The sequence below is a fragment of the Acidocella sp. genome (assembly GCF_028687955.1).
In the GTDB taxonomy this organism is placed as follows: Bacteria; Pseudomonadota; Alphaproteobacteria; order Acetobacterales; family Acetobacteraceae; genus Acidocella.
In genome coordinates, this window is sequence record NZ_JAQTZC010000013.1 from 1 (window position 1) to 20360 (window position 20360).

A 20360-nucleotide genomic window follows, 5' to 3' on the forward strand; every position below is an offset into this window, starting at 1 on the left:
CTTGAGAATGCCGCGCAGTTCCGGCTCATAGAGGGTGAGCGCGCGCGAAATGCCGTGGCGCACCGCGCCGGCCTGGCCGGAGAGACCGCCGCCGTTGACCGTGCAATACACGTCAAACTGGTTGTAGCGGTCAGCCACCAGGAAGGGCTGGGTGATGAGCATGCGCAGCACCGGGCGGGCGAAATAGACTGGCGCCTTTTTGCCGTTCACCAGGATCTCGCCCTTGCCGGGCTTGATCCAGACGCGGGCGATCGCGTTTTTGCGGCGGCCGGTGGCGTAGGAGCGGCCTTGAGCGTCGCGCTTAGGTTCACGCTTGGGAGCGGCGGCCTCGGCGGAGACCACACCGGGCAGATCCTTTAGGCCGGCGAAAGCATTGTTGGTATCGGACATGTTTACGCTCTCCGGTTCTTGGCGTTCAGCGCGCCGACATCAAGGGTTTTCGGCTGCTGGGCGGCGTGCTTATGCTCAGGCCCGGCATAGACGTAGAGGTTCTTCATCTGCTGGCGTTGCAGCGGGCCGCGCGTGATCATGCGCTCCACGGCCTTTTCCACCACGCGTTGCGGGTTGGCGCTGGCCAGACGGTCCTTGATGGAACGGCCCTTGATGCCGCCGGCATAGCCGGTGTGGTAGTAGAGCACGCTCTGCTCGAGCTTCTTGCCGGTGAGCTTCACCTTTTCGGCGTTGACGATGATGATGTTGTCACCACAATCGACATGCGGGGTGAACTGCGGCTTGTGCTTGCCGCGCAGGCGGCTGGCCACGATCGCGGCGAGACGGCCCAGGACCAGCCCTTCGGCGTCGATCAGGACCCATTCCTTGTTCACATCCGCTGGTTTCAGCGAAATCGTCGTTTTCATATGTTTGCACCCAATAAACTTACGTGCGGGCTTATCGGGATTTGGTGGCTTTAAGTCAAGGGGTTTAGTATGTGGTATTATAATACCGCGAAATTTGATGAAACGATTCGGCAAGGCTTTCCTGGGGTTTCCAGCCCAGTTGGCGCGCGGCGGCGGGGTTGGCGATGAAATTTCCGGCCAGGCTTTGCCATGTGGCGCGCCGGCCCAACAGGGTGGCACTCAGTGCGAGCAGCTGGGGCGGGCAGGGGAATAATTTATCCGCTACGCCCAGGCCCCCGGCCAGCGCGCGGATGAGAGCGGGCGTGCTGATGGCATCGGGGTGGGCGGCCAGCACGCTCTCGGGCAGGGTGGTGCTGCCTAGCACCGCCAGCACGATGCGGGCCAAGTCGTCGCAGTGGATGAAGCTGCGCTGATTCTCGATGGCGGCGAAAGGAAGTGGAACACCGCGTGCGAGCAGATTGAGCAGTTGCGCGATGTTGCCGGGGCAGCCAGGGCCGATGACCGCCACCGGGCGGATGATGCTCAGGCCGGGGCCGAAGGCGGCGGCGGCCTCGTGTTCGGCCTGGAGCTTGCTTTCGGTGTAAGCGTCCTGCGGGTTGGGGGAGGTGGTATCGGTTACCGGGCGGCCGTGCGTACGGCCGTGAATATACGCGGTGGAGATGAGGATGAAGCGCGTGGCCCCGGCGGCGCGGGCGGCGCGGGCGAGGTTCACGGTGGCGCTGACATTCGCGCGGTGCCAGACCTTGGCGCTGACCCGGCGCTTATGGCCTAGCCCGGCGGCGTGGATCACGGTTTCCACCGGCGGAAGGCGCAGGCCGGGCAGCGATAAATCCCCGGTGATGAAGGGTATGATGCCGGGCGGCAGCGTGGCTGTGGTGCGCAGGCCGCCAATCGCGGCGATTCCCCCGGCCGCCAGCGCGCGCAAAAGGGCGCCGCCGATATAGCCGTTGGCGCCCGAGCAGAACACCTTATGGGCGGTGGCGCTCAATCCAGCCGCGGCTCGGTCCGGCGGAAGGGTTTTGGCGCCGGCGCGGGTGCTGGCGTTGGTGTGGGGCTGAGGCGCTCGCGCGCGGAGAACGGGGGAACGGCGCGCGGGATGGGTTGCACCGGCGTTGGCGGTTGCACCGGGCGTGGGGCGGGTTGCGCCGGGCGCGGGGCGGGTTGCACCGGGCGCGGTGGCGGCAGGATTGGCTCCTCATGAACCACCGGCGCCTTTTTGATGCGGCTGAAGGCCGGCACTTCGTCATAGGGAGAGTCATAGGGGGAGAAGTTTGGCGGCGCCGGCGGCAGCCCGCCCGCGGCGCGCAGATTCATTGTGCGCATATCCTCGTGCAGCGAGTCGATCTGCTCCTCCAGCACTTCCAGCCTCGCTTTCAGGCCGAACACGCTGAAGGGCATGAGCAGGAAGGCCAGAGCCCAGAGCAGCACGGGCAGGGCCAGCAGCAAAAAGAGCCAAGCCGGCATCCAGCCCGGCAGGGTGAAGGGAAGGTTGAGCAACATGGTGTGATTATACCCCGTTAATGCCGGAAATGCCGCATATTTGTGAACACCATGGCGATGCCGGCGGCATTGGCGGCTGCGATCACCTCAGCGTCGCGGATGGATCCGCCGGGCTGGATGACCGCCTTGGCGCCCGCGGAGATCGCGGCTTCCAGCCCGTCAGCGAAGGGGAAGAAGGCATCGGAGGCGACCACGCAGTCGGTGAAATCCAGCCCCGCCGCCGCGCCGCGCCAGGCGGCGATGCGCGCGGAGTCCACGCGGTTCATCTGCCCGGCGCCGACGCCCAGCGTGGCCTGGTTCTTGGCGTAGACGATGGCGTTGGATTTGACATGCTTGCAGACGCGGAAGGCGAAGATCAGATCCTCGATCTCGGCCGGAGTGGGCGCGCGCTTGGTGACGATTTTGAGCTCATGCGGAGTGATGCGCCCGGCGTCGCGGCTTTGCAGCAGGAAGCCGCCGGCTAGCGATTTGAAGGTGATACCGGCTTCGGCCGGGTCTGGCAAGCCGCCGGTGAGCAGCAGGCGCAGGTTTTTCTTCGCGGCCAGAAGGTCCATGGCGCCCTGGGTGGCCTCGGGAGCAATGATGACTTCGGTGAAAATACTGGAGATTTTGGCGGCGATGGCTTCGTCCAGCGGGCGGTTGAGGGCGACGATGCCGCCGAAGGCGGAGACCGGGTCGCAGGCAAGCGCCGCGTCCCAGGCGTCGGCCACGCAGGCGGCGGTGGCGATGCCGCAGGGGTTGGCGTGTTTGAGGATCACCACCGTCGGCTCTGCGAATTCGGCAACGCATTCATAGGCGGCGTCGGTATCGTTGAAATTATTGTAGGAGAGTTCCTTGCCCTGCACCTGGGTGGCGGTGGCGACGCCGTAGCGGGCCGGCGCGGCGGTATAGAAGGCGGCGGATTGGTGCGGGTTTTCGCCATAACGCAGGGTTTGCTTGAGCTGCCCGGCGATGGCGAAGGTGGCCGGGTATTCCACCCCGTTTTGCGCGGTGAACCAGGTGGAGATCGCGGCGTCATACGCGGCGGTGCGGCCATAGGCAGCGGCGGCCAGGGCGCGGCGGGTGGCCAGCCGGGTGCCGCCGAGTTCGTTCAGCTCGGCGATGATTGTGGCGAAATGCTCGGGTGCTGTGAGCACGGCGACCGAGGCGTGATTTTTGGCCGCCGAGCGGATCATTGCCGGGCCGCCGATGTCAATGTTCTCGATGCAATCCTCAAACGCCGCGCCACGCGCCACGGTGGCCTCGAAAGGGTAGAGATTGACGGCCACGAGGTCGATGGGGGCGATGTTGTGTGATTCCATCTGGGCCAGATGCTCGGGCAGGTCGCGGCGGCCGAGGATGCCGCCATGGACCTGCGGGACCAGGGTTTTCACCCGGCCGTCGAGGATTTCGGGGAAGCCTGTATGGTCGGAGACCTCGCGCACCGGCACGCCGGCATCGCGCAGGGCCTTGGCCGAGCCGCCGGTGGAGAGAATTTCCACGCCGTGGGTTTCCAGCGCGCGGGCGAATTCCACCAGCCCGGTTTTGTCGGAAACGGAGATGAGGGCGCGGCGGATACGGACGATGTCAGACATTTAACTTCCTTAGTTGGAGGCGGGAACGGCGGAGAGCGCGTTGGCCGGGGAGCCGTGGATGATTTTGGTGCTGATGAGGACGTAGACCAGGGTGTTGTCCTGGGTGTCCACCATGCGGGTGATGATGAAATGCTTGAACAGGAAGGAGGCGGAGATGGCGCCCATTTCCTCTTTTTGCGGCAAATCGGCGGGGATGTGCACGGGGCCGTGCGCGACGCAGCTAAGGGCGAATTCGCTGGGGTCGGTGGCGACGCCGAACCCCCCGGCCACGCCGCCGGTCTGGGCGAAGGAAGCATAGCAGGAGACATTGGCGACCTTCGGGTCGTCGAAGCGCTCCACCATCACTTTGTCATTGGGGCCGAGCAGGCGGAAATTGGTGCTCACGCTGCCGATGGTCTGCTCGGCATGCGCGGCGGTACCGGCGAGGCACAGCAGCAGGGCGGCGAAAAGACGTTTCATGGCGGAGCTCCTGATATGAGTGCCTCATACACTAAAAGCGTTTGCGTACAGATGCGCGGCTCGGAAAATTTCTCAGCCGCCCGGGCGCGCGCGGCGGCGCCCATGCGGGCGCGCAAGGCGGGGGAGGCGATGAGTTTTGCCAGCGCGGCGGCCAGGGCCGGGGCATCGCCGGGAGGGATGAGAATGCCGGTTTGCCCATCCACCACCGCTTCGCGCAGGCCGGGGATGTTGCTGGCGGCCAGCGGCCTGCCCGCCGCCATGGCTTCCAGCGCGGATTTTGGCAGGCCCTCGCCGTAGGTGGAGGGCTGGCAGGCGATATGCGCGCCGCCCAGCAGGGCCGCGATGTCAGATCGCGGGCCGAGCCAGGTGAGGATACCCTCATCCGCCCAGGCGCGCAGCTCGGCCGCGGGGATGGAGTCCGGGTTACCGGGGTCCGGTGCGCCAACCAGGATGAACGCGGCCTGGCCGCGCAGCAGACGCGCGGCCTCGCAGAATGTGGCGATGCCCTTGGCGCGGATCATGCGGGCGATGAGGATGACGCGGATGGCCCCGGGCGGCTCCGGTGCGGGGGAGAATTCATCCAGATTCACCCCGGCGCCGGGGATGAGTACGGCGGCGCCGGGGCGGAGCATGCGCGCGGCGGTGAGATAGTCCAGATCGTCCGGGTTCTCGAAGATCACCCTTGCGCCCTTGGGCGAGAGGGTGAGGCGCAGGCCGAGGGTGACGCAGGGGCGGAGGATTTTCGCCAAAGGTTTGTTGGAGGAGAAGACAAAGCCCAGCCCCGTGGGGGCGTTAACGATGGCGCGCACCCTGGCCAACCTGGCCGCCACCCCGCCGACGACGATGGGTTTCAGCGCAATGTGATGCACCACATCGGGCTTTAGCCGGCGGTAGAGCCGTGCGAGTTGCAGCGCGAGGCGGAGTTCGGCCAAGGGGTTCAACCGGCGGCGGGAGAAATCAACCGCGATGACCTCGATGCCGCAGGCGCGGATGCGCGCGGTGGCCTCGCTTTCGCCCGCGATGAGGATGACCCGCCAGCCCGCCGCCTGCGCGGCCTGCGCGCGGGCCAGAAAATGCGAGGCGAAGAACCAGTCCTCCGTGAGCAGGAAGAGAAGCGTGCGCGGTGGCGCTGGATGGTTCAAATATCGTTGAGCCCGGCCCGTTTGGCCTGCCACGCCCAGGAATCCCGGCACATGTCGTTCACGTCCAGCGCCGCCTGCCAGCCGAACACGCGCGCGGCCATCTCCGGGTTGGCGTAGTAGCTCGCGACATCGCCGGGGCGGCGCGGCGCGATGTTGAGGGGGATGGCGCGGCCGGTGGCGCGCTCGAAGGCGCGCACGAGGTCCAGCACCGAAATGCCGGTGCCGGTGCCGAGGTTGACGGTGAGTGAGACATCGTTCGCGCAGATGTGCTCAAGCGCCAGGGCGTGGGCGCGGGCGAGGTCAACCACATGGATGTAGTCGCGCACGCCGGTGCCGTCGGGCGTGTCGTAATCATTGCCGAAGACGTTGAGATGCGGGCGCTCGCCGGTGGCGACCTGCGTCACATAGGGCATCAAATTATTGGGCACGCCGCGTGGGGTTTCGCCGATCATGGCCGAGGGATGCGCGCCGGCGGGGTTGAAATAGCGCAGATTGGCGGCGGCCTGGAGCTTGCCGGTGCGGGAGAGGTCGCTGATGAGATTTTCCATGACAAGTTTTGTGCGGCCGTAAATGTTCTGCACGCGGGTGGGCGCGTCCTCGGGTATGGGCGAGGAGTCCGGCTGGCCGTAGACCGTGGCGGAGGATGAGAACACGATCCGGCGCACGTTTTGCGCCTGCATCGCCTGCAAAAGCCGGATCGTGCCGATGATGTTCATGTCGTAATACAGCAGCGGGTCGGCCTCCGATTCACCCACCGCCTTCAGCGCCGCGAAATGGATGACCGCCTCCACCGGATGCGCCGCCAGGGCCGCGCTCACTGCCTCGGTGTCGCGGATGTCGGCCTCGATGACGGGGATGTGCGCACATCCGGTCAGGCGTTCCAGCCGGGCGGGGACATCGCGCTGCGCATTGGCGAAATTGTCCAGGATGACGACCTCGTGCCCGCGCTCGATGAGCGCCACGGCGGTGTGCGAGCCGATGTATCCGGCACCGCCGGTCAGGAGAACGTGGGTCATTGGTTTAAACTTTCGTAATGGACCATTTGACGTGTTGCGGCCCGTCCTGATGCCCGGTGAGCACCACCTGTTCGGCGCGGCGGGGCTCGGCCTGGCCGAAATAGACGCTTTCCTCGACGCTGATCGGCGCGCCCTCCGCCCGCAGCCGGAAGCCAAGCCCGCCCGGCGTGCGCAGCAGCACGGCCTCGTTATCCTGCTGGATCATCGCGGTGACATTGGGGTGCAGGTGGAAGCGGATGGTGAAGGGCTGCGGCTGTTCGGCCTCGATCAAGTCTTCGCCCAGCAGTTCCTCGCCATTGTCGGCCAGGCCGATGCGGCGGTGGTGGATGGCGCCGAAAAGCTTGGCCCAGCCGTTATGGCTGGCCTCGATCCATTGCCCGCCGGCGATGTCCTGGCGTTCGGCATGCACCTCGGCGGGTCTGCGGCCGAGGCCCTGCTCAAGCACTTCCGCCGAGGACACATCGGCGATGGTCAGCGTGGAATGCGCCGCCGTGCTGCGCAGGGCCGTGCCCCAACCGCCGGCGTTGGCCGGGGCCGCGCCGCAATTGGTGATCAGCCGTTCCTTGCCCCAGGAGAATTCAAACCCTAGCGTGCCGGCATGGGCGAAACGGTCCAACCCGGCGGGGGCGGGCAAGCCGGCGTCCATCAAAACCAGGGTTTTGGCGGCGATCATCCGGTACAGCCCGCTGGATTTGAGCGGCGAGACGAGGCCGCGCGCCCGCCCGGCCTGGGCCAGCACCAGGTCTATCAGGCTGGGCAGTTCTTCCTTGGCGCCGTTGAACAGCGCCAGCCCACCATCGCCATGGCGCAGGGCGCGCAGGGCGGCGGCGGCTTTCTCGATCGCGCTCAGCAGTTCGACCGGCGGCTCGGCGCCGTGGGCCTGCAGCAGCGCGCGGATTTCGGTAAGGTCCTGCACCGCGGCCAGATGCGCCGCCGGGCTGCGCTCAATATGGCAACCGTCAGGGAAAAACTGGCGTTCAAGCTCAGGCGGGAGGAATTTGAGCACGCGCGGCAGGTTGCCGACATGTTCGGGCATGGCGACGGAGGCGGCGGCGAGGCCTTTGAGCGCGGTGAGGGCGCGGCCGTCGCGGACTTCGACAGGCAGAATGGCGGAGAGGCTGCGTGCGTCCATCACCAGCCGGCTCATCAGGCGCTGGCGGAAGTCGTCATCGGCGGAGGCCGCGAAAAAATCGTAATGGCCAAGCCAGGCTGCGAGGCGCGCGCCGGTGACATCGGGGGTCAGCCCGAGGGGGTCCAGTGTCTCGGTATCCATGAACGCCGAGACAAGGGTGCGTGCACGGGTGCGCGCGGCGTCGGTGCCAAGGGCGCGCAGGTCTCGCAGCCAGGTGAAGCCGTGCAGATGCGCGCGCAGAACCGCCGTGGCGCCGATGGGCTGGAACACGCCCGCCGGCATGGGCAGTACCGCGCCGGCAAACTCCAGCTCCGCCTTGACCAGCCGGGCGCCTCGCCCGGGGTCGCCCGGCCAGGGGTCGCGCAGGCTCAGGGCCGGGGCGTCGGGCGCGTTATGGCTGCGCAGGTTTTGCAGCCGCGCCAGGAGCGTGCGCGCGTTGCGGCTGAATTGACCGGGCTGATTCATCCGCCGCTGGCCGCGAGTTCAGCCTGCGGGCGGGGCCGCGCGGCGCGCAGAGCGCTGATCGCCTGGGTATAATCGGGCGCGCCGAACACCGCGGTTCCGGCGATCAGGCAATCGGCGCCCGCTTGCAGCACCTTGGTCGCGGTGGCGGGGGTGATGCCGCCGTCGATCTGTAAGATGATGTCGCGGCCGGTCTCGCCGATCATCTGGCGCAGCGTGGCGATTTTGCTGAGCTGCGAGACGATGAACGCCTGCCCGCCGAAGCCGGGGTTCACGGTCATAACCATGATGACATCCAGCAGGTCCATGACATGGGCCACAGCGCTGACCGGGGTGGCCGGGTTGAGCACGACGCCGGCCTTTTTGCCCAGGGAGCGGATGAGTTGCAGCGTGCGGTGCAGATGCGGGCCGGATTCGGGGTGGACGCTGATGATGTCCGCGCCCGCCTCGGCAAAGGCGGCGATATACGGATCGGCGGGGGCGATCATCAGATGCACGTCCAGCGGCATGGCGGTGTGCTTGCGCAGGGCTTTTACCACCAGCGGGCCAAAGGTGATGTTGGGCACGAAATGCCCGTCCATGATGTCCAGGTGTAGCCAGTCCGCGCCGGCGGCTTCAACCGCCCTGGTTTCCTCGCCCAGGCGGGCAAAATCGGCGGCGAGCAGGCTGGGGGCGATGAGGAGTCGAGTCGGGGGGGTGTTCATGGCTTAGGCTTGTACCCAAGCCTGGGCATTCTTAACAAGCACCCACATGCCGCACGCGGGACCATCGTCTCATTGGCCGAGAAGCCCTTTCAGCGTTCCGCCCACATTGCCGGGCAGCGCGCCGCCGGCCGCCGCCTTCACCTGCTGGGTCAGCGCCGCGGCGCCTGTTTTTGCCGCTTGGCTGGTGATGGCGCTGATAATCTGGCTGGCGATCTGCGCCGGGGTGGCGCCGCCGCCGGCCCGGCCGATGTTGGTGAGATGCATGGGGGGCAGCGGCACGGTGATCTTTTGGCCGTGCAATACCGTGGTGGCGATGAGGTTGATCTTCCCCCCGGTCACATACAGATCGTTGATGATTTCCTTGCGCGCGGGCGCACCGCCCTGCGGTGGCGCGGCGGCCACGCGCCCGGCGTAGTTTTTCACGTTGTTCTGGATGATCTGCAGATTGCTGGCGGTGCTGACCCCGGTGAGGCTGACGCCCCCGGTGACCTCGTAATTTATCTGCGGCTGGGCGATGTTAATGGTTTTGAGCACGATCGGCCCGTTGCCGGGCAGGGAGGCGGTGTCCAGCTGAACCGAGATGGCGCTCACGCCCAGGGCCCGGGGCGTGGCAAACCCGGAAGGGTTGCCGATGCTGAGGCCGGAGATGGTGCCCGACCCTGAGGTGAGCGAGAGTTTGACGCTATCGGCGGTTACGGCGGTCTGGGTCGCGGCGGCGCCGTATTTTTCAATCGCGGCTTTGACGAGCGAATCCAGATTGGAGACCAGATACCAGAGCCCGCCCGCCGCAACGGCGAGCAGCACGGCCAAGCCAAGACCAATTTTTTTCCACATCGCAGTGTAGCTCCTGAACCAATGATAATTGGCACCCCCCGCGGGAGGCTCTCTTTCAGCCTCTTGGACTGATAAATAGCAAATCAGGCCAGGTTTTGGAATTTTTTTTCTGATCGGGCAGCACTGGCGCTCATCCCCCGAGCCGTGCGCCAGCTGGGCCTAAATGGGTCGGGTTTTGGTCTAATACCAGCCCGCCAAGAGTTTGACTCTCTGGGTTTGGTGGCGGGCTGGTATAAGCTATTGATTTTGCGCGCGGCCGCCCCACCAGCCCCGCGCGTATACCAGTCAGCCTTAAGGCTGACTGGTATAACGCAACATGCCGAGGCTGGGTATTCGCAGGCGTATCCCGATCAACCCCAGCAGCGCCAGGAGCGTGAAGAGCGCGCCCGCGAGAAAGGTCGCCTGCGGGCCGAGCCACTGCCAGAGCGCGCCGGCCATTACGCTCGCGGCCAGCAGGGCCAGGCCGGAGGAGAGGTTGAACACGCCGTAGGCGGTGCCGCGCAGCTCCGGCGCCGCGGTGTCGGCGACCAGCGTGTCCAGCAGGCCCTCGGTGAAACCCAGGTGCAACCCCCATAAAACGATGCCGAGCCCCACGCCGCCGAGGCCGCCCGTGAACGCCAGAACAAGATCCGCCGCGATGAGCATGGCGAAGCCGAAGATCAGCACGGTGAGGCGGTTGACGCGGTCGGAGAGAATACCCACCGGCAGCGCCGCCAGCGCGGAGACGATGTTCATCACAACCAGCACCAGGGGGATCAGCACCAGGGGCAGGCCCTCGGCCTTCGCGCGCAGGATGAGAAACGCGGTGCTGAACTGCGCCAGGGTGAACACCGTGGCGGCGCTGACGACCAGCCAGTAGTTTTGCTGGAGGCGGGCAAGCTCGGAGGGAGTGAGGGGGAAGCTGGGTTTGCGCGTTTGGACCGTGCGCGGCGGCTCGCGCACCACGAATGTGATGAGGCCGAAGGAGAGAAACGCCGGGATCACCGCCACCCAGAAAACCGCCCGGAAATGGTTGGACATCAGCCACATGAAGAGGATTGCCAGCAACGGCCCGGCGAAGGAGCCTGTCAGGTCCAGCGATTTGCGCAGCCCGAACGCCGCGCCGCGGATATGCGCGGGCGCCAGATCGGCCAGGAGCGCATCACGCGGGGCGCCGCGAATACCCTTGCCGATGCGGTCTATGAAGCGGGCGGCCACCACCCATCCCAACGAGGAGGCAAGGGGAAATAACGGCTTGGTGAGGGCCGCGAGGCCATAGCCGGCCGCCACGATCAGCTTGCGCTTGCCCAGCCAGTCAGACAGCGCGCCGGAGAATATTTTGACGATGGAAGCCGTGGCCTCGGCGATGCCCTCGATGGTGCCGAGCATCTCCATGGAGGCGCCCATGACGGTGACGAGGTACACGGGCAGCAGCGCGTGGATCATCTCCGAGGAGATGTCCATGAGCAGGGAGACAAAGCCGAGCGCCCAAATGCCGGAGGGGATGGAGGCTTTCGCGGGCGCCGCGTTTTTCATGTGGGGTTTTATCCGCCCCCGCCTGAGAACGCCGGTCCCAGCTCGCCCAGCATGCAGGGCGGGGAGCTGCATTCCACGATGTCATCGTCCCGCGTGCCGCTGGCGGTGGCATGGACCAGCCGGGCAATGAAAAACCCGTCCAGTCCGCCGTGTTGCGGCCACATGCCCGGATGCGTGCGCACATCACCCCGCGGCGTGAGGGCCTCGGGCAGCTCGGGCATGCTAAAGGGGGCGCGGCGCAGGCCGAGGCGGGCGCAGGCGGCGTCGATCCGCGCTTCGCCCTCCTCGGGTTGCAGTGAGCATACGGCATGGATGAGCCGCCCGCCGGGGGCGAGCATTTGCGCCGCCGCGTCCAGCAATGTGTCTTGCGCTTGGGTGAGGGATTGTACGTCGCGCGGTTTGCGCAGGTGCAACAGGTCCGGGTGGCGGCGGATGGTGCCGGTGGCGCTGCAGGGGGCGTCCAGCAGGATGGCGCTGAATTTTTGCGCCGGGCGCCAGGTGGCGGCGTCGGCCAGTATGCATTCAACATCAAGGCCGAGGCGGGCGAGGTTGCCCTTGAGCGTGCCCATGCGGGCGGGGTCGCGTTCCACGGCGGTGACCAGCGCGCCGGCCGCGGCCAGTTGCGCGGTTTTGCCGCCGGGGGCGGCGCAGAGGTCGAGCACGCGCTCACCCGGCAGGGGGGCGAGCAGGCGCGCGGGCAGGGTGGCGGCGGCGTCCTGCACCCAGATATCGCCGGTGGAAAACCCGGGCAGCTCCACCACGCTGGTGCCGGGGGGAAAGCGCATCGAGCCGGTGGGCAGCGGCGTGCCGCCTTCCAGCGTAAAGCCGGGCTTGGCGGAAACATCCAGCGGCGCCTCGGCCGCGTGTGCGGTGGCGATGGCCCGCGCGTTTTGCCCCCAGCTGGCCCAGGCCCAGGCGGGCGTGTCCAGGCGGGGCATGTCCAGCCCTTCCAGGGCCGCTGGCCCGGCGGCTACCACCTTGCGCAGTACCGCGTTCACCAGCCCGGCGAAGGGCGCCAATTTTTTGGTGCGCGCCAGGTCAACCGCCGTGCCGACCGCCGCGTGCGCCGGCGCGCCGAGCAGCAGGAAAGCGGCGGCGCCGAGCAGCAGGATATGGCGCACAGGAACCGGCGGCTGGCGGAGCAGGAAGGGCTCCAGCACCGCGTCCAGCGTGCCGGAATGGCGCAGCACGCAGGCGGCCAGGCGGTGGGCGGCGGCGCGGTCGCGCGAGTCCAGCGGCGGTAGCGCGTCCAGCGCCGCGTCCAGCGAGGTGTTTTTGGTCAGCACCGCCTGCAACAGGGCAAAGGCCGATTCTCTGGTGGGATCGCTCATTAAGCTCGTGCCTCCCGATGATGGAGCGCGGCGGCGCGTAATCTGAATCGGGCGGCGAGGAAAACTCGTGCCTCCCGATGATGGAGCGCGGCGGCGCGTAATCTGAATCGGGCGGCTAAGGTTGGGTTCATGGTGGAGCTGTGGGGAATCGAACCCCAGACCTCGTCATTGCGAACGACGCGCTCTACCAACTGAGCTACAGCCCCGCGACCATAAATGTGAACCGGGTCCATCCGGGGGCGGCATCGCGCATTCGGGCGTGCAAGTCAACTGCCTATCATCATTGCCAGCACTGCCGCGCGCCGTTACTCATGAGCGCATATAAACATTGGGGACTAAAAATGTTGTTCGCGATCTTCTGGCTGGCTGGCGAGCTGATCCATCTGATGATTTTGGCCGTCATCGCGGCGGCGGTCATGAGTATATTGTTGTCTTTTGGCGTGGTTAACCACCGCAGTCAGTTCGTGAACGCCGTGGCGGATTTCCTCGACCGTGTGACCACGCCGGTGCTCAACCCCATCCGGCGCCATATACCGGTTTTCGGCAATGTCGATATTTCACCGCTGATCGCCATTTTGCTGCTGCAGGCACTGCAATTCGTGCTCTCGGATATCTATGGCCGGCTGGTCATTGCTGGGCTGGGGTTCTAGACGGCGGCGGATTTTAAAGGAGCAGGCAGTGCGCCCGATTGTCGTGATTGTAAGCGCCGCGCGGCGGCGGGCCTGGTTTACCATCGTGGCTTGTGTACTGCTGGCCGTGGCCGGCCTGACCTATGCCGCGCAGCATCTGCGCATCGATACCGACACCGACAACCTGTTTGCCCGTTCGCTGCCCTGGCGGCAGGCGGCGATTCGCGAGAGCCGGAATTTCCCGCAGTTTGACAGGCTGATCGTCGCCGTGGTGCGCGCGGCCACGCCCGAGGAGGCGCAGGAGACCGCCGCCGCGCTGAATGCCGCGCTGGCCGCGGACAAGAAAGATTTCATCGACTCCAGTTATCCGGCGGGGGATGAGTTCTACAGCCACGAGGGGCTGCTGCTGCTGCCGCCGGACCGGCTGGCGAAGCTGCTCACTAGCATTGTCGCGGCGCAACCCTTTCTGGGCCAGCTGGCGGCCGACCCCTCGGCGCGCGGGTTGCTGAACGGGCTGGCGCTGATCGCCCAGGGGGTGCAGGCAGGGGCGAATCTGACCCCCTATGATGGCGCGCTCAAGAGCGTGCAGAGCAATTTGCAGGCGGCGGCGGCGGGAAGGCCGGTGCCGCTCTCGTGGCAGTCGCTCATCGGCGGCAATATCGGCGGCGGTGGTGACGAATTCGTGCTGGCGCATCCGGTGCTCAACCAGGGCACGCTCCAGCCAGGCGGGGTGGCCACGGCGGCGCTGATGCACATAGCCGCGACCCTGCCGGATGTGCGTGCGGGCCGCGCCACGGTGGACTATACCGGGCAGATCCCGCTTTCGGACGAGCAGTTCGCCTCGCTGACCCATGGGATGGTCACCGGCGGCATTATCAGCCTGTTGCTGATTGCGCTCTGGCTTTATCTGGCGGTGCGCTCGTGGCGGCTGATCGTGCCGATATTGCTGACGCTGGTGCTGGGGCTGGCGCTGACCGTCAGCTTCGCGGCAATTTTTATCGGTGTGCTGAATCTCATCTCCGTGGCGTTCGCCATATTGTTCATCGGCCTGGCGGTGGATTTCGCGATTCAGTTCTGTGTGCGGCTGCGCGATGTGCATCTTGTCTCGGACGAACTCTCCGATGCGATTCCGCGCACCGCGCGCGAGGCCGGCGGGCAGATCGCCCTTGCCGCCGTGGCCACCTCCTGCGGATTTTTCGCCTTTGCCCCCACCTCGTTCATCGGCGTGGCGGAGCTTGGGATCATCGCAGGGGCTGGGATGCTGATCGCCCTGTCCTGCACCATCACGTTTTTGCCGGCGCTGCTGCGGGTGTTCTCGCCGCGCACGAACAAGGCGCCGCTTGGCCTGCCTTATGGCGAGCGGATGGACAGGTTTTTGCAAAAGCGCCGCCGCGGCGTGCTGGTGGTGTTCGCCGTGTTGGGGCTGGCCGGAGCCGGAGCCGCCGCAACCATCAGGTTTGACGCCAACCCGTTGAACACGAAGGATCCGAATACCGAGAGCATGCGCACGCTGAGCAAGCTGCTCACCAACCCGGCGACCAACCCGTTCTATGCCGATACGCTGGCCCCCAATCTGGCCGCCGCGCGAACATTGGGTGCAAGGTTTGCGGCGTTGCCGCAGGTCTCCGGCGTGCTCTCGGGCGCTACCTTCGTGCCCGAGGACCAGGCGCAGAAACTGGCCATGCTGGCGCAGGCGCGCAATATTCTGGCGCCCACGCTGTTGGCCGCCGCCACGCCGCCCGCCACGCCGGTGAGCGCGGCGGACATCCGCGTCGCGCTGGTGAAGACGCAACAGGCGATTGCCGATGTGGCCCCCCAACTGCCGAAGGATTCGCCGCTGCTGGCCCTGGCGGCGACGCTGGTGAAGCTGGAGGGCTGCGACGATGCGCAGCTGATGGCGATGAACGCGGCGCTCACGCGCTTTCTGCCCGGAGAACTCTCCCGTCTGGCCGCCAGCCTGAACGCGGCGCCGGTTACAGTGCAGAATTTGCCTGAATCAATCGCGGCGGACTGGTTCCTGCCCGACGGGCAGGTGCGCGTGGAGGCGCTGCCCGCCGCTGCCGCGCAAACAACGGCCGGGCTGCGCCAGTTTGCCAAGGCCGTGCTGGCGATTGCGCCCGATGCCGGTGGCCCGGCAATTTCCACCATCGCCACCGCGCAGACGATCCTGAACTCCTTCCGCGAGGCGGCGCTGCTCGCTTTCCTCGCCATCACCGCCATATTGCTGCTGGTGTTCCGCAATCTACGCGGCCCGGTGCTGGTGCTGGCGACGCTGGGAATGTCAGTTCTGCTGACGGCGCTGTTTGCGAAAATTATCGGCCTGTCGATCAACTATGCCAACATCATCGCGCTGCCGCTGCTGCTTGGCGTCGGTGTGTCGTTCAACGTGTATTTCGTGATGAATTTCCGCATGGGCATACGCAAATTTCTCTCCTCGGCGACGGCCCATGCCGTGTTGTTCTCGGCGCTGACCACCGGGACCGCGTTTGGCACCCTGGCCGCCTCGCATGACCGGGGCACGGCGAGCATGGGTGTGTTGCTGCTCATCAGTCTGTTGGCGGTGTTGATCGCGACTTCGTTCTTTCTGCCGGCGCTGTTGTATACCGTGGTAAATGCCCTGGAAAATGCTCGAAAAAAGAAGTCTTAGCCTCTCAGGCCACCGCACCAGCATCGCGCTGGAGCCGGAGTTCTGGGCGGCGCTGACGGCGCTGGCGGCGGCGGAAAACCTGACGCTGGCGGCATTGGTGACGCGCACTGACGCGGTGCGCCCGCCCGAGCGGCCGTTGGCCTCGGCTCTGCGGGTGTATGCGTTGCGGCACAGCGGGGGTTAACCCCGCAGCACCCCGCCGGTTTTTTTGCCCACCTCGGCGACGATTTTCGCTGAAATCGCGTCCAGCTCGGTCTCCGAGAAACTCTTCTCCACCGGCTGGATGGTCACCGCGATGGCTAGCGAGACCTGGCCCTCCGGCACGCCCTTGCCCTGGTAGCGGTCAAACAGCGCCACCTGGGTGATAAGGTTGCGCTCAGCCCCCTTGGCGGCGCGCAGCAGCGTCTCGGCCGGGGTTCCGGCGCTGACCAAAAAGGCGAAGTCGCGGCGGATGGGCTGGAAGGCCGGCAGCACCGGCGCGGCTTTTTTGCGGCGCTTGGGCTCGGCGATGGCGTCGAGGAAGATCTCGAACGCGACGGCGCCCAGCGGCAGGTCCAGCCTGGCGCATAAGGCCGGGTGCAGCGTGCCGAAGGCGGCGAGGATGGTTTTAGGCCCCTGGCGCAGCGTGCCGCACTGGCCGGGGTGATAGAAGCTGGCGCCGCCGGGGGTGGTGGTCACCCCCTCCATTGGCACGCCGAGCGCGCCCAGCACCGCGATGGCGTCGGCCTTGGCGTCCAGCGCATCGAATTTGCGCGCGGGCGCGAGGGCGGAGAGCGGGGTTTCGCCCAGCCGCAGGCCGGCGGCGGCCAGCGCCTGGGAGGTGTCGGCGGCATAGGCCGGGCCGATCTCGAACAGGCCGAGATCGCCAAAGCCGCGCGCCACATTGCGCGCGGCGGCCAGGGAGAGGGTGGCCAGCGCGGTCGGGCGCATCTGGTCAAGGTCGGCGGCGATGGGGTTGGCGAGGCGCAGGCTCTCGGGCGCGTCGCCGAACAGCGCGGCGGTCTCATGGTCGAGGAAGCTGAAGGTCACCGCCTCCAGTAGGCCGCGCGCTGCCAGCACGCGGCGGGCCAAAGCGGTGCGGGCCTGTTTGGGGGTATAGATTGGCGCCTGGATGAGCCCTTCGACCGGCAGCGAGACGGGGGGGATGGCGTCCATGCCCTTCAGGCGCAACACTTCCTCGATGAGATCCACCTCCGGCTCGATCTCGGCGGCGCCGATGGCGGCCTGCGCCGCGCCGGGAACGTCGGCCTGGTCCAGCGCGGGGGGCTGCGCCACATCGTTGCGCCAACTTGGCACGGCGAGGGTGACGCTGGCCGCATCGCGCGCGCGCACGCCAAAGCCGAGGCGCTCCAGCGAGGCGACGGCTTCATCGGGCCCGATGTCCGAGCCGCCGAAGCTGCGGATACGCGCGAAGCGCAGTTTGGCCGTGCGTGACCAGTCCGGCCGGGCGCCGGCTTCGGAAATTTCACTGGCCTCGCCGCCGCAGAGTTCGATCACCATGGCGGTTGCGGCATCCAACGCCTGGGGCATGAGTTGAGAGTCGATCCCGCGCTCGAAGCGCTGGCGCGCGTCGGAGACGATGCCGGTGCGCTGGCCGGTCTGGGTGATCCTCACGCGGTCAAACAAGGCGCATTCGATGAACACGCTGGTGGTGGCCTCATCGCAGCCGGTGGCCTCGCCGCCGACGATGCCCGCCAGCGACTGCGCGCCCGCCGCATCGGCGATGATGCAATCCTCGGCACCGGCTTGCACCTCCTTGCCATGCAGGCCGGTGAAGCTTTCGCCATTGCCGCGGCGCAGCTCCAGGAACCCGCCTGCGATTTTATCAGCGTCAAACACATGCAGCGGTCGGCCGAGGTCGTGCGTGAAGAAATTGGTGATGTCGGCCAGCGTGTTGATCGGGCGCAGGCCAACCGATTCCAGGCGTTGCTTTAACCAGTCCGGGCTTTCGGTGTTTTTCACATGGCGCACGGTGCGGCCCAGCACCCAGGGGCAGGCCTCGGGGAAGCTGTTGTGCCACACAACGGCGCTGGCACCGGACCCGGCGATGGGCGCGGGGGCGAAGGGCTTGAGCATGCCCAGCCCGGCGGCGGCGAGGTCGCGCGCCACGCCGCGCACGCTCAGCGCGTCGCCACGGTTGGGGGTGACGGCGATTTCGATTGCCGGCTCATCCAGCCCGGCCCATTTGGCGTAGCGCGCGCCGACCGGCGCATCGGCTGGCAGCTCGATGATGCCTTCGCCATCGCCCTCTAGCCCCAGCTCGCTGAAGCTGGTGAGCATGCCCTCGGATTTCACGCCGCGGATCTCACCGATTTTCAGCGTGATGCCCGAGCCGGGGACGAACGCGCCCGGCGGGGCGAACACCACGCGTAGCCCGGTGCGCGCGTTTGGCGCGCCGCACACCACGGAGCGCTCCACGCCATCGCCCACATCCACGCGGCAGGCGCGCAGACGGTCGGCGTTGGGGTGGGGCAGGGCCTCAATTACTTGTGCGATAACGAAAGGGGCGAGTGTATCGGCCCGGTTTTCAACACCCTCCACCTCCAGGCCGATGGCCGAGAGGGTGGTGAGGATGTCCTCCAGTGAGGCATCGGTCTCGAGCCAGGTTTTCAACCATGACAGCGTGAATTTCATGGCTCAGATTCCTTCGTGCAGCATGGCGGGGCTCAGCGCGGCAAAACCGTAATGGCGCAGCCAGCGCACATCGCTTTCATAGAACAGGCGCAGATCGGCGATGCCGTGTTTGAGCATGGTCAGACGCTCGATGCCGACACCAAAGGCGAAGCCCTGAAATTCACGGGGGTCGATGCCGCAATTGGCCAGCACGTTGGGGTGAACCATGCCTGAGCCGCCGATCTCCAGCCAGTCAGTGCCGCCGCCGAGCTCGCCGGTCTTGCGGTTCCAGCCGATATCGACCTCCATGGAAGGCTCGGTGAAGGGGAAGTAGCTGGCGCGCAGGCGCACCGGCAAGGCGGGAATGTCAAAAAAGGCGCGTAGGAAGTCGATCAGGCAGCCTTTCAGGTGGCCGAGCGTGATGCCGCGCCCGATGACCAGGCCTTCGGTCTGGTGGAACATCGGGGAGTGAGTGGCGTCATGGTCGGCACGGAAGGTGCGGCCGGGAACGATGATGCGAATCGGCTGTGCGTCAGCCTGGGTGGAATGGTTCTTCGCCCAATCGAGCATGGTGCGAATTTGCACGGGGGAGGTATGCGTGCGCAGCACCTCGCCGCCTTGCAGGTAGAAGGTGTCCATCATCGCGCGGGCGGGGTGGTGGGCGGCGATGTTGAGCGCGCTGAAATTGTTCCAGTCGTTTTCGATGTCCGGGCCCTCCTTGATGGAAAAACCCATGGCGCTGAAGATCGCGGCAATCTCCTCGGTGGTGCGGCTGATCGGGTGAATGGCCCCCGCGGCTTCGGGGCGGACGGGCGCTGTCACGTCAATCCGCTCGGCCGCGAGGCGGGCTTCCAGCGCTGCCGCGTCCAGCACAGCGCGCCGCGTCGCCAACGCCTGGGTGAGCGCTGATTTTACAAGGTTCAGCTCTGCGCCTCGGGCTTTTCGTTCCTCTGGGGGCATTGCGCCGAGTGCCTTCAGCGCGGCGGTGAGGGTGCCGCTCTTGCCGAGCAGCGCCACGCGCAATTCCTCCAGGGCATCGCTGTCAGCCACGGCGATGCGTGATTCAGCCTGGGTCTGTAATATGCTAAGGTCGTTTTCCGGCATTTGGTCCACCTGATCCATCCGGCCGCAGGGCAGACATTTTTGCCGCCCAAAAGTCAAGCGCCAACGCGGCGCCGGGGCAGGCCGGCGGGTAGGTGGTGTCACAAATTCTCCACAGGGACAAAATAAACTATCTCTATCTATCTAATCGGGCCACAGACGCGCAAAATGCATAACTATAGAGCTTGACCCTTCACCGCTGGGCAGAGTATGGCGCGTTAGGATGCGTAATCATAGTGATGTCGCAACCAAGTGTAATCTCGCTCACCAATCACGGACAGGGATCGGTTTTTTAATATGAAATTCAAAGCATTGGGCGCTTTCGCCGGCCTTGCCCTGCTGGCAGCCTGCTCTTCTAACCCCACCGCCTCCAACACCGGCACTGGCGCCGGCACGGCTTCCACGGGCGCCGTTCCGGGCAGCGAACAGGACCTGGTTGCCAACGTTGGTGATCGCGTGTTCTTCGCGTTCGACAAGTCGAACCTGAGCAGTGATTCCGACGCCACTCTCGGCCGTCAGGCCTCCTGGCTTGCCAAGTACCCGAGCGTCAACGTTCTGGTCGCCGGCAATGCTGACGAGCGCGGCACCGAGACGTACAACCTGGCGCTGGCTCAGCGCCGTGCGAACACCGCGCGTGACTACCTGGTTGCCCAGGGCGTTGCCGCTACGCGCATCACCACCATCTCCTATGGCAAGGATTGCCCGGTTGCCGCTGGCAATGACGAAGCTGCCTACCAGCAGAACCGTAACGCCATCACTTCGGTTCAGGGCTTCAACCCGCAGAACTGCAAGTAATTTAAGGTTCCGTCCAACCCTGGTTGGACGTGGCTGATAATAATTGACC

19 protein-coding genes and 1 tRNA gene are annotated in these 20360 nt (G+C 66.2%); 4 read left to right on the forward strand and 16 right to left on the reverse strand.

From position 1 onward, the window contains the following. The 14 genes from rpsI to PHE40_RS03075 form a co-directional block, all read right to left on the reverse strand. On the reverse strand, nt 1–390 hold a 390-nt coding region (gene rpsI / locus PHE40_RS03010; protein ID WP_299957799.1), incomplete at its 3' end, for a 30S ribosomal protein S9. Between the two features lie 2 nt (nt 391–392). Continuing rightward, complete coding sequence (gene rplM / locus PHE40_RS03015; RefSeq protein ID WP_299957801.1) at nt 393–857, reverse strand: 50S ribosomal protein L13; 465 nt, start codon at nt 855–857, stop codon at nt 393–395. A gap of 64 nt (nt 858–921) precedes the next feature. Further along, nucleotides 922–1845 carry an NAD-dependent epimerase/dehydratase family protein gene (locus PHE40_RS03020; RefSeq protein WP_299957803.1) on the reverse strand — a complete coding sequence of 308 codons (924 nt, stop codon included), beginning with the start codon at nt 1843–1845 and terminating at the stop codon, nt 922–924. Further along, nucleotides 1842–2357: a hypothetical protein gene (locus PHE40_RS03025; RefSeq protein ID WP_299957805.1), complete on the reverse strand. Its 516-nt coding sequence runs from the start codon at nt 2355–2357 to the stop codon at nt 1842–1844. Before PHE40_RS03025 ends, PHE40_RS03020 begins: the two co-directional genes overlap by 4 nt. Nucleotides 2358–2374: 17 nt before the next feature. Next, nucleotides 2375–3931: a bifunctional phosphoribosylaminoimidazolecarboxamide formyltransferase/IMP cyclohydrolase gene (gene purH, locus PHE40_RS03030; protein WP_299957807.1), complete on the reverse strand. Its 1557-nt coding sequence runs from the start codon at nt 3929–3931 to the stop codon at nt 2375–2377. Between the two features lie 9 nt (nt 3932–3940). Then, on the reverse strand, nt 3941–4390 hold the full coding sequence (locus PHE40_RS03035; RefSeq protein WP_299957809.1) for a CreA family protein: 450 nt from the start codon (nt 4388–4390) through the stop codon (nt 3941–3943). Next, a complete protein-coding gene (locus tag PHE40_RS03040; RefSeq protein ID WP_299957811.1) occupies nt 4387–5532 on the reverse strand; it encodes a glycosyltransferase family 4 protein in 1146 nt (381 codons plus the stop codon). The genes PHE40_RS03035 and PHE40_RS03040 overlap by 4 nt, the downstream gene beginning before the upstream one ends. Continuing rightward, on the reverse strand, nt 5529–6548 hold the full coding sequence (gene galE, locus PHE40_RS03045; RefSeq protein WP_299957814.1) for a UDP-glucose 4-epimerase GalE: 1020 nt from the start codon (nt 6546–6548) through the stop codon (nt 5529–5531). Before galE ends, PHE40_RS03040 begins: the two co-directional genes overlap by 4 nt. A gap of 4 nt (nt 6549–6552) precedes the next feature. Continuing rightward, the gene (locus PHE40_RS03050) at nt 6553–8145 is read right to left on the reverse strand and encodes a heparinase II/III family protein (RefSeq protein WP_299957816.1); all 1593 of its coding nucleotides are present in this window, start codon (nt 8143–8145) and stop codon (nt 6553–6555) included. Beyond that, nucleotides 8142–8846 carry a ribulose-phosphate 3-epimerase gene (gene rpe / locus PHE40_RS03055; RefSeq protein ID WP_299957819.1) on the reverse strand — a complete coding sequence of 235 codons (705 nt, stop codon included), beginning with the start codon at nt 8844–8846 and terminating at the stop codon, nt 8142–8144. Before rpe ends, PHE40_RS03050 begins: the two co-directional genes overlap by 4 nt. Nucleotides 8847–8915: 69 nt before the next feature. Next, nucleotides 8916–9680: a hypothetical protein gene (locus tag PHE40_RS03060; protein WP_299957822.1), complete on the reverse strand. Its 765-nt coding sequence runs from the start codon at nt 9678–9680 to the stop codon at nt 8916–8918. Nucleotides 9681–9971: 291 nt separating this feature from the next. After that, nucleotides 9972–11195, reverse strand: a complete 1224-nt coding sequence (locus PHE40_RS03065; RefSeq protein ID WP_299957825.1) for an MFS transporter — start codon at nt 11193–11195, stop codon at nt 9972–9974. Nucleotides 11196–11203: 8 nt separating this feature from the next. Next, nucleotides 11204–12526, reverse strand: a complete 1323-nt coding sequence (locus PHE40_RS03070; protein ID WP_299957828.1) for an RsmB/NOP family class I SAM-dependent RNA methyltransferase — start codon at nt 12524–12526, stop codon at nt 11204–11206. Between the two features lie 130 nt (nt 12527–12656). Beyond that, nucleotides 12657–12732 (reverse strand) — tRNA-Ala (locus PHE40_RS03075). Nucleotides 12733–12867: 135 nt separating this feature from the next. On the opposite strand from PHE40_RS03075, the gene PHE40_RS03080 reads away from it, so the two are divergent. From PHE40_RS03080 to PHE40_RS03090, 3 genes are read left to right on the forward strand one after another with little or no spacing between them, the layout of a single operon-like run. After that, entirely contained in the window at nt 12868–13176 is a 309-nt protein-coding gene (locus tag PHE40_RS03080) for a YggT family protein (protein WP_299957831.1), read from the forward strand. Further along, nucleotides 13142–15802, forward strand: coding sequence for an MMPL family transporter (locus tag PHE40_RS03085; protein ID WP_299957834.1), 2661 nt, complete (start codon nt 13142–13144; stop codon nt 15800–15802). The genes PHE40_RS03080 and PHE40_RS03085 overlap by 35 nt, the downstream gene beginning before the upstream one ends. Further along, nucleotides 15780–15986, forward strand: a complete 207-nt coding sequence (locus PHE40_RS03090) for a ribbon-helix-helix domain-containing protein (RefSeq protein ID WP_299957836.1) — start codon at nt 15780–15782, stop codon at nt 15984–15986. The genes PHE40_RS03085 and PHE40_RS03090 overlap by 23 nt, the downstream gene beginning before the upstream one ends. On the opposite strand, the gene pheT is transcribed toward PHE40_RS03090, so the two are convergent. Both pheT and pheS read right to left on the reverse strand, forming a co-directional pair. After that, nucleotides 15983–18436 carry a phenylalanine--tRNA ligase subunit beta gene (pheT, locus tag PHE40_RS03095; protein ID WP_299957839.1) on the reverse strand — a complete coding sequence of 818 codons (2454 nt, stop codon included), beginning with the start codon at nt 18434–18436 and terminating at the stop codon, nt 15983–15985. The genes PHE40_RS03090 and pheT overlap by 4 nt on opposite strands. A 3-nt stretch (nt 18437–18439) precedes the next feature. Next, nucleotides 18440–19537, reverse strand: a complete 1098-nt coding sequence (gene pheS, locus PHE40_RS03100; protein WP_408838433.1) for a phenylalanine--tRNA ligase subunit alpha — start codon at nt 19535–19537, stop codon at nt 18440–18442. A 276-nt stretch (nt 19538–19813) separates the two neighbouring features. Here pheS and PHE40_RS03105 point away from each other — a divergent pair, with 276 nt between their 5' ends. Continuing rightward, nucleotides 19814–20311 carry an OmpA family protein gene (locus tag PHE40_RS03105; RefSeq protein ID WP_299957841.1) on the forward strand — a complete coding sequence of 166 codons (498 nt, stop codon included), beginning with the start codon at nt 19814–19816 and terminating at the stop codon, nt 20309–20311. Nucleotides 20312–20360 lie beyond the last annotated feature (49 nt).

What these genes read in the sequence shown, in the direction of transcription:
- rplM (WP_299957801.1), bottom strand. Translation starts at nt 857, where the DNA reads ATGAAAACGACGATTTCGCTGAAACCAGCGGATGTGAACAAGGAATGG.
- PHE40_RS03025 (WP_299957805.1), bottom strand. Translation starts at nt 2,357, where the DNA reads ATGTTGCTCAACCTTCCCTTCACCCTGCCGGGCTGGATGCCGGCTTGG.
- purH (WP_299957807.1), bottom strand. Translation starts at nt 3,931, where the DNA reads ATGTCTGACATCGTCCGTATCCGCCGCGCCCTCATCTCCGTTTCCGAC.
- PHE40_RS03035 (WP_299957809.1), bottom strand. Translation starts at nt 4,390, where the DNA reads ATGAAACGTCTTTTCGCCGCCCTGCTGCTGTGCCTCGCCGGTACCGCC.
- galE (WP_299957814.1), bottom strand. Translation starts at nt 6,548, where the DNA reads ATGACCCACGTTCTCCTGACCGGCGGTGCCGGATACATCGGCTCGCAC.
- PHE40_RS03050 (WP_299957816.1), bottom strand. Translation starts at nt 8,145, where the DNA reads ATGAATCAGCCCGGTCAATTCAGCCGCAACGCGCGCACGCTCCTGGCG.
- rpe (WP_299957819.1), bottom strand. Translation starts at nt 8,846, where the DNA reads ATGAACACCCCCCCGACTCGACTCCTCATCGCCCCCAGCCTGCTCGCC.
- PHE40_RS03060 (WP_299957822.1), bottom strand. Translation starts at nt 9,680, where the DNA reads ATGTGGAAAAAAATTGGTCTTGGCTTGGCCGTGCTGCTCGCCGTTGCG.
- PHE40_RS03065 (WP_299957825.1), bottom strand. Translation starts at nt 11,195, where the DNA reads ATGAAAAACGCGGCGCCCGCGAAAGCCTCCATCCCCTCCGGCATTTGG.
- PHE40_RS03070 (WP_299957828.1), bottom strand. Translation starts at nt 12,526, where the DNA reads ATGAGCGATCCCACCAGAGAATCGGCCTTTGCCCTGTTGCAGGCGGTG.
- PHE40_RS03080 (WP_299957831.1), top strand. Translation starts at nt 12,868, where the DNA reads ATGTTGTTCGCGATCTTCTGGCTGGCTGGCGAGCTGATCCATCTGATG.
- PHE40_RS03085 (WP_299957834.1), top strand. Translation starts at nt 13,142, where the DNA reads ATGGCCGGCTGGTCATTGCTGGGCTGGGGTTCTAGACGGCGGCGGATT.
- PHE40_RS03090 (WP_299957836.1), top strand. Translation starts at nt 15,780, where the DNA reads ATGCTCGAAAAAAGAAGTCTTAGCCTCTCAGGCCACCGCACCAGCATC.
- pheT (WP_299957839.1), bottom strand. Translation starts at nt 18,436, where the DNA reads ATGAAATTCACGCTGTCATGGTTGAAAACCTGGCTCGAGACCGATGCC.
- pheS (WP_408838433.1), bottom strand. Translation starts at nt 19,537, where the DNA reads ATGGATCAGGTGGACCAAATGCCGGAAAACGACCTTAGCATATTACAG.
- PHE40_RS03105 (WP_299957841.1), top strand. Translation starts at nt 19,814, where the DNA reads ATGAAATTCAAAGCATTGGGCGCTTTCGCCGGCCTTGCCCTGCTGGCA.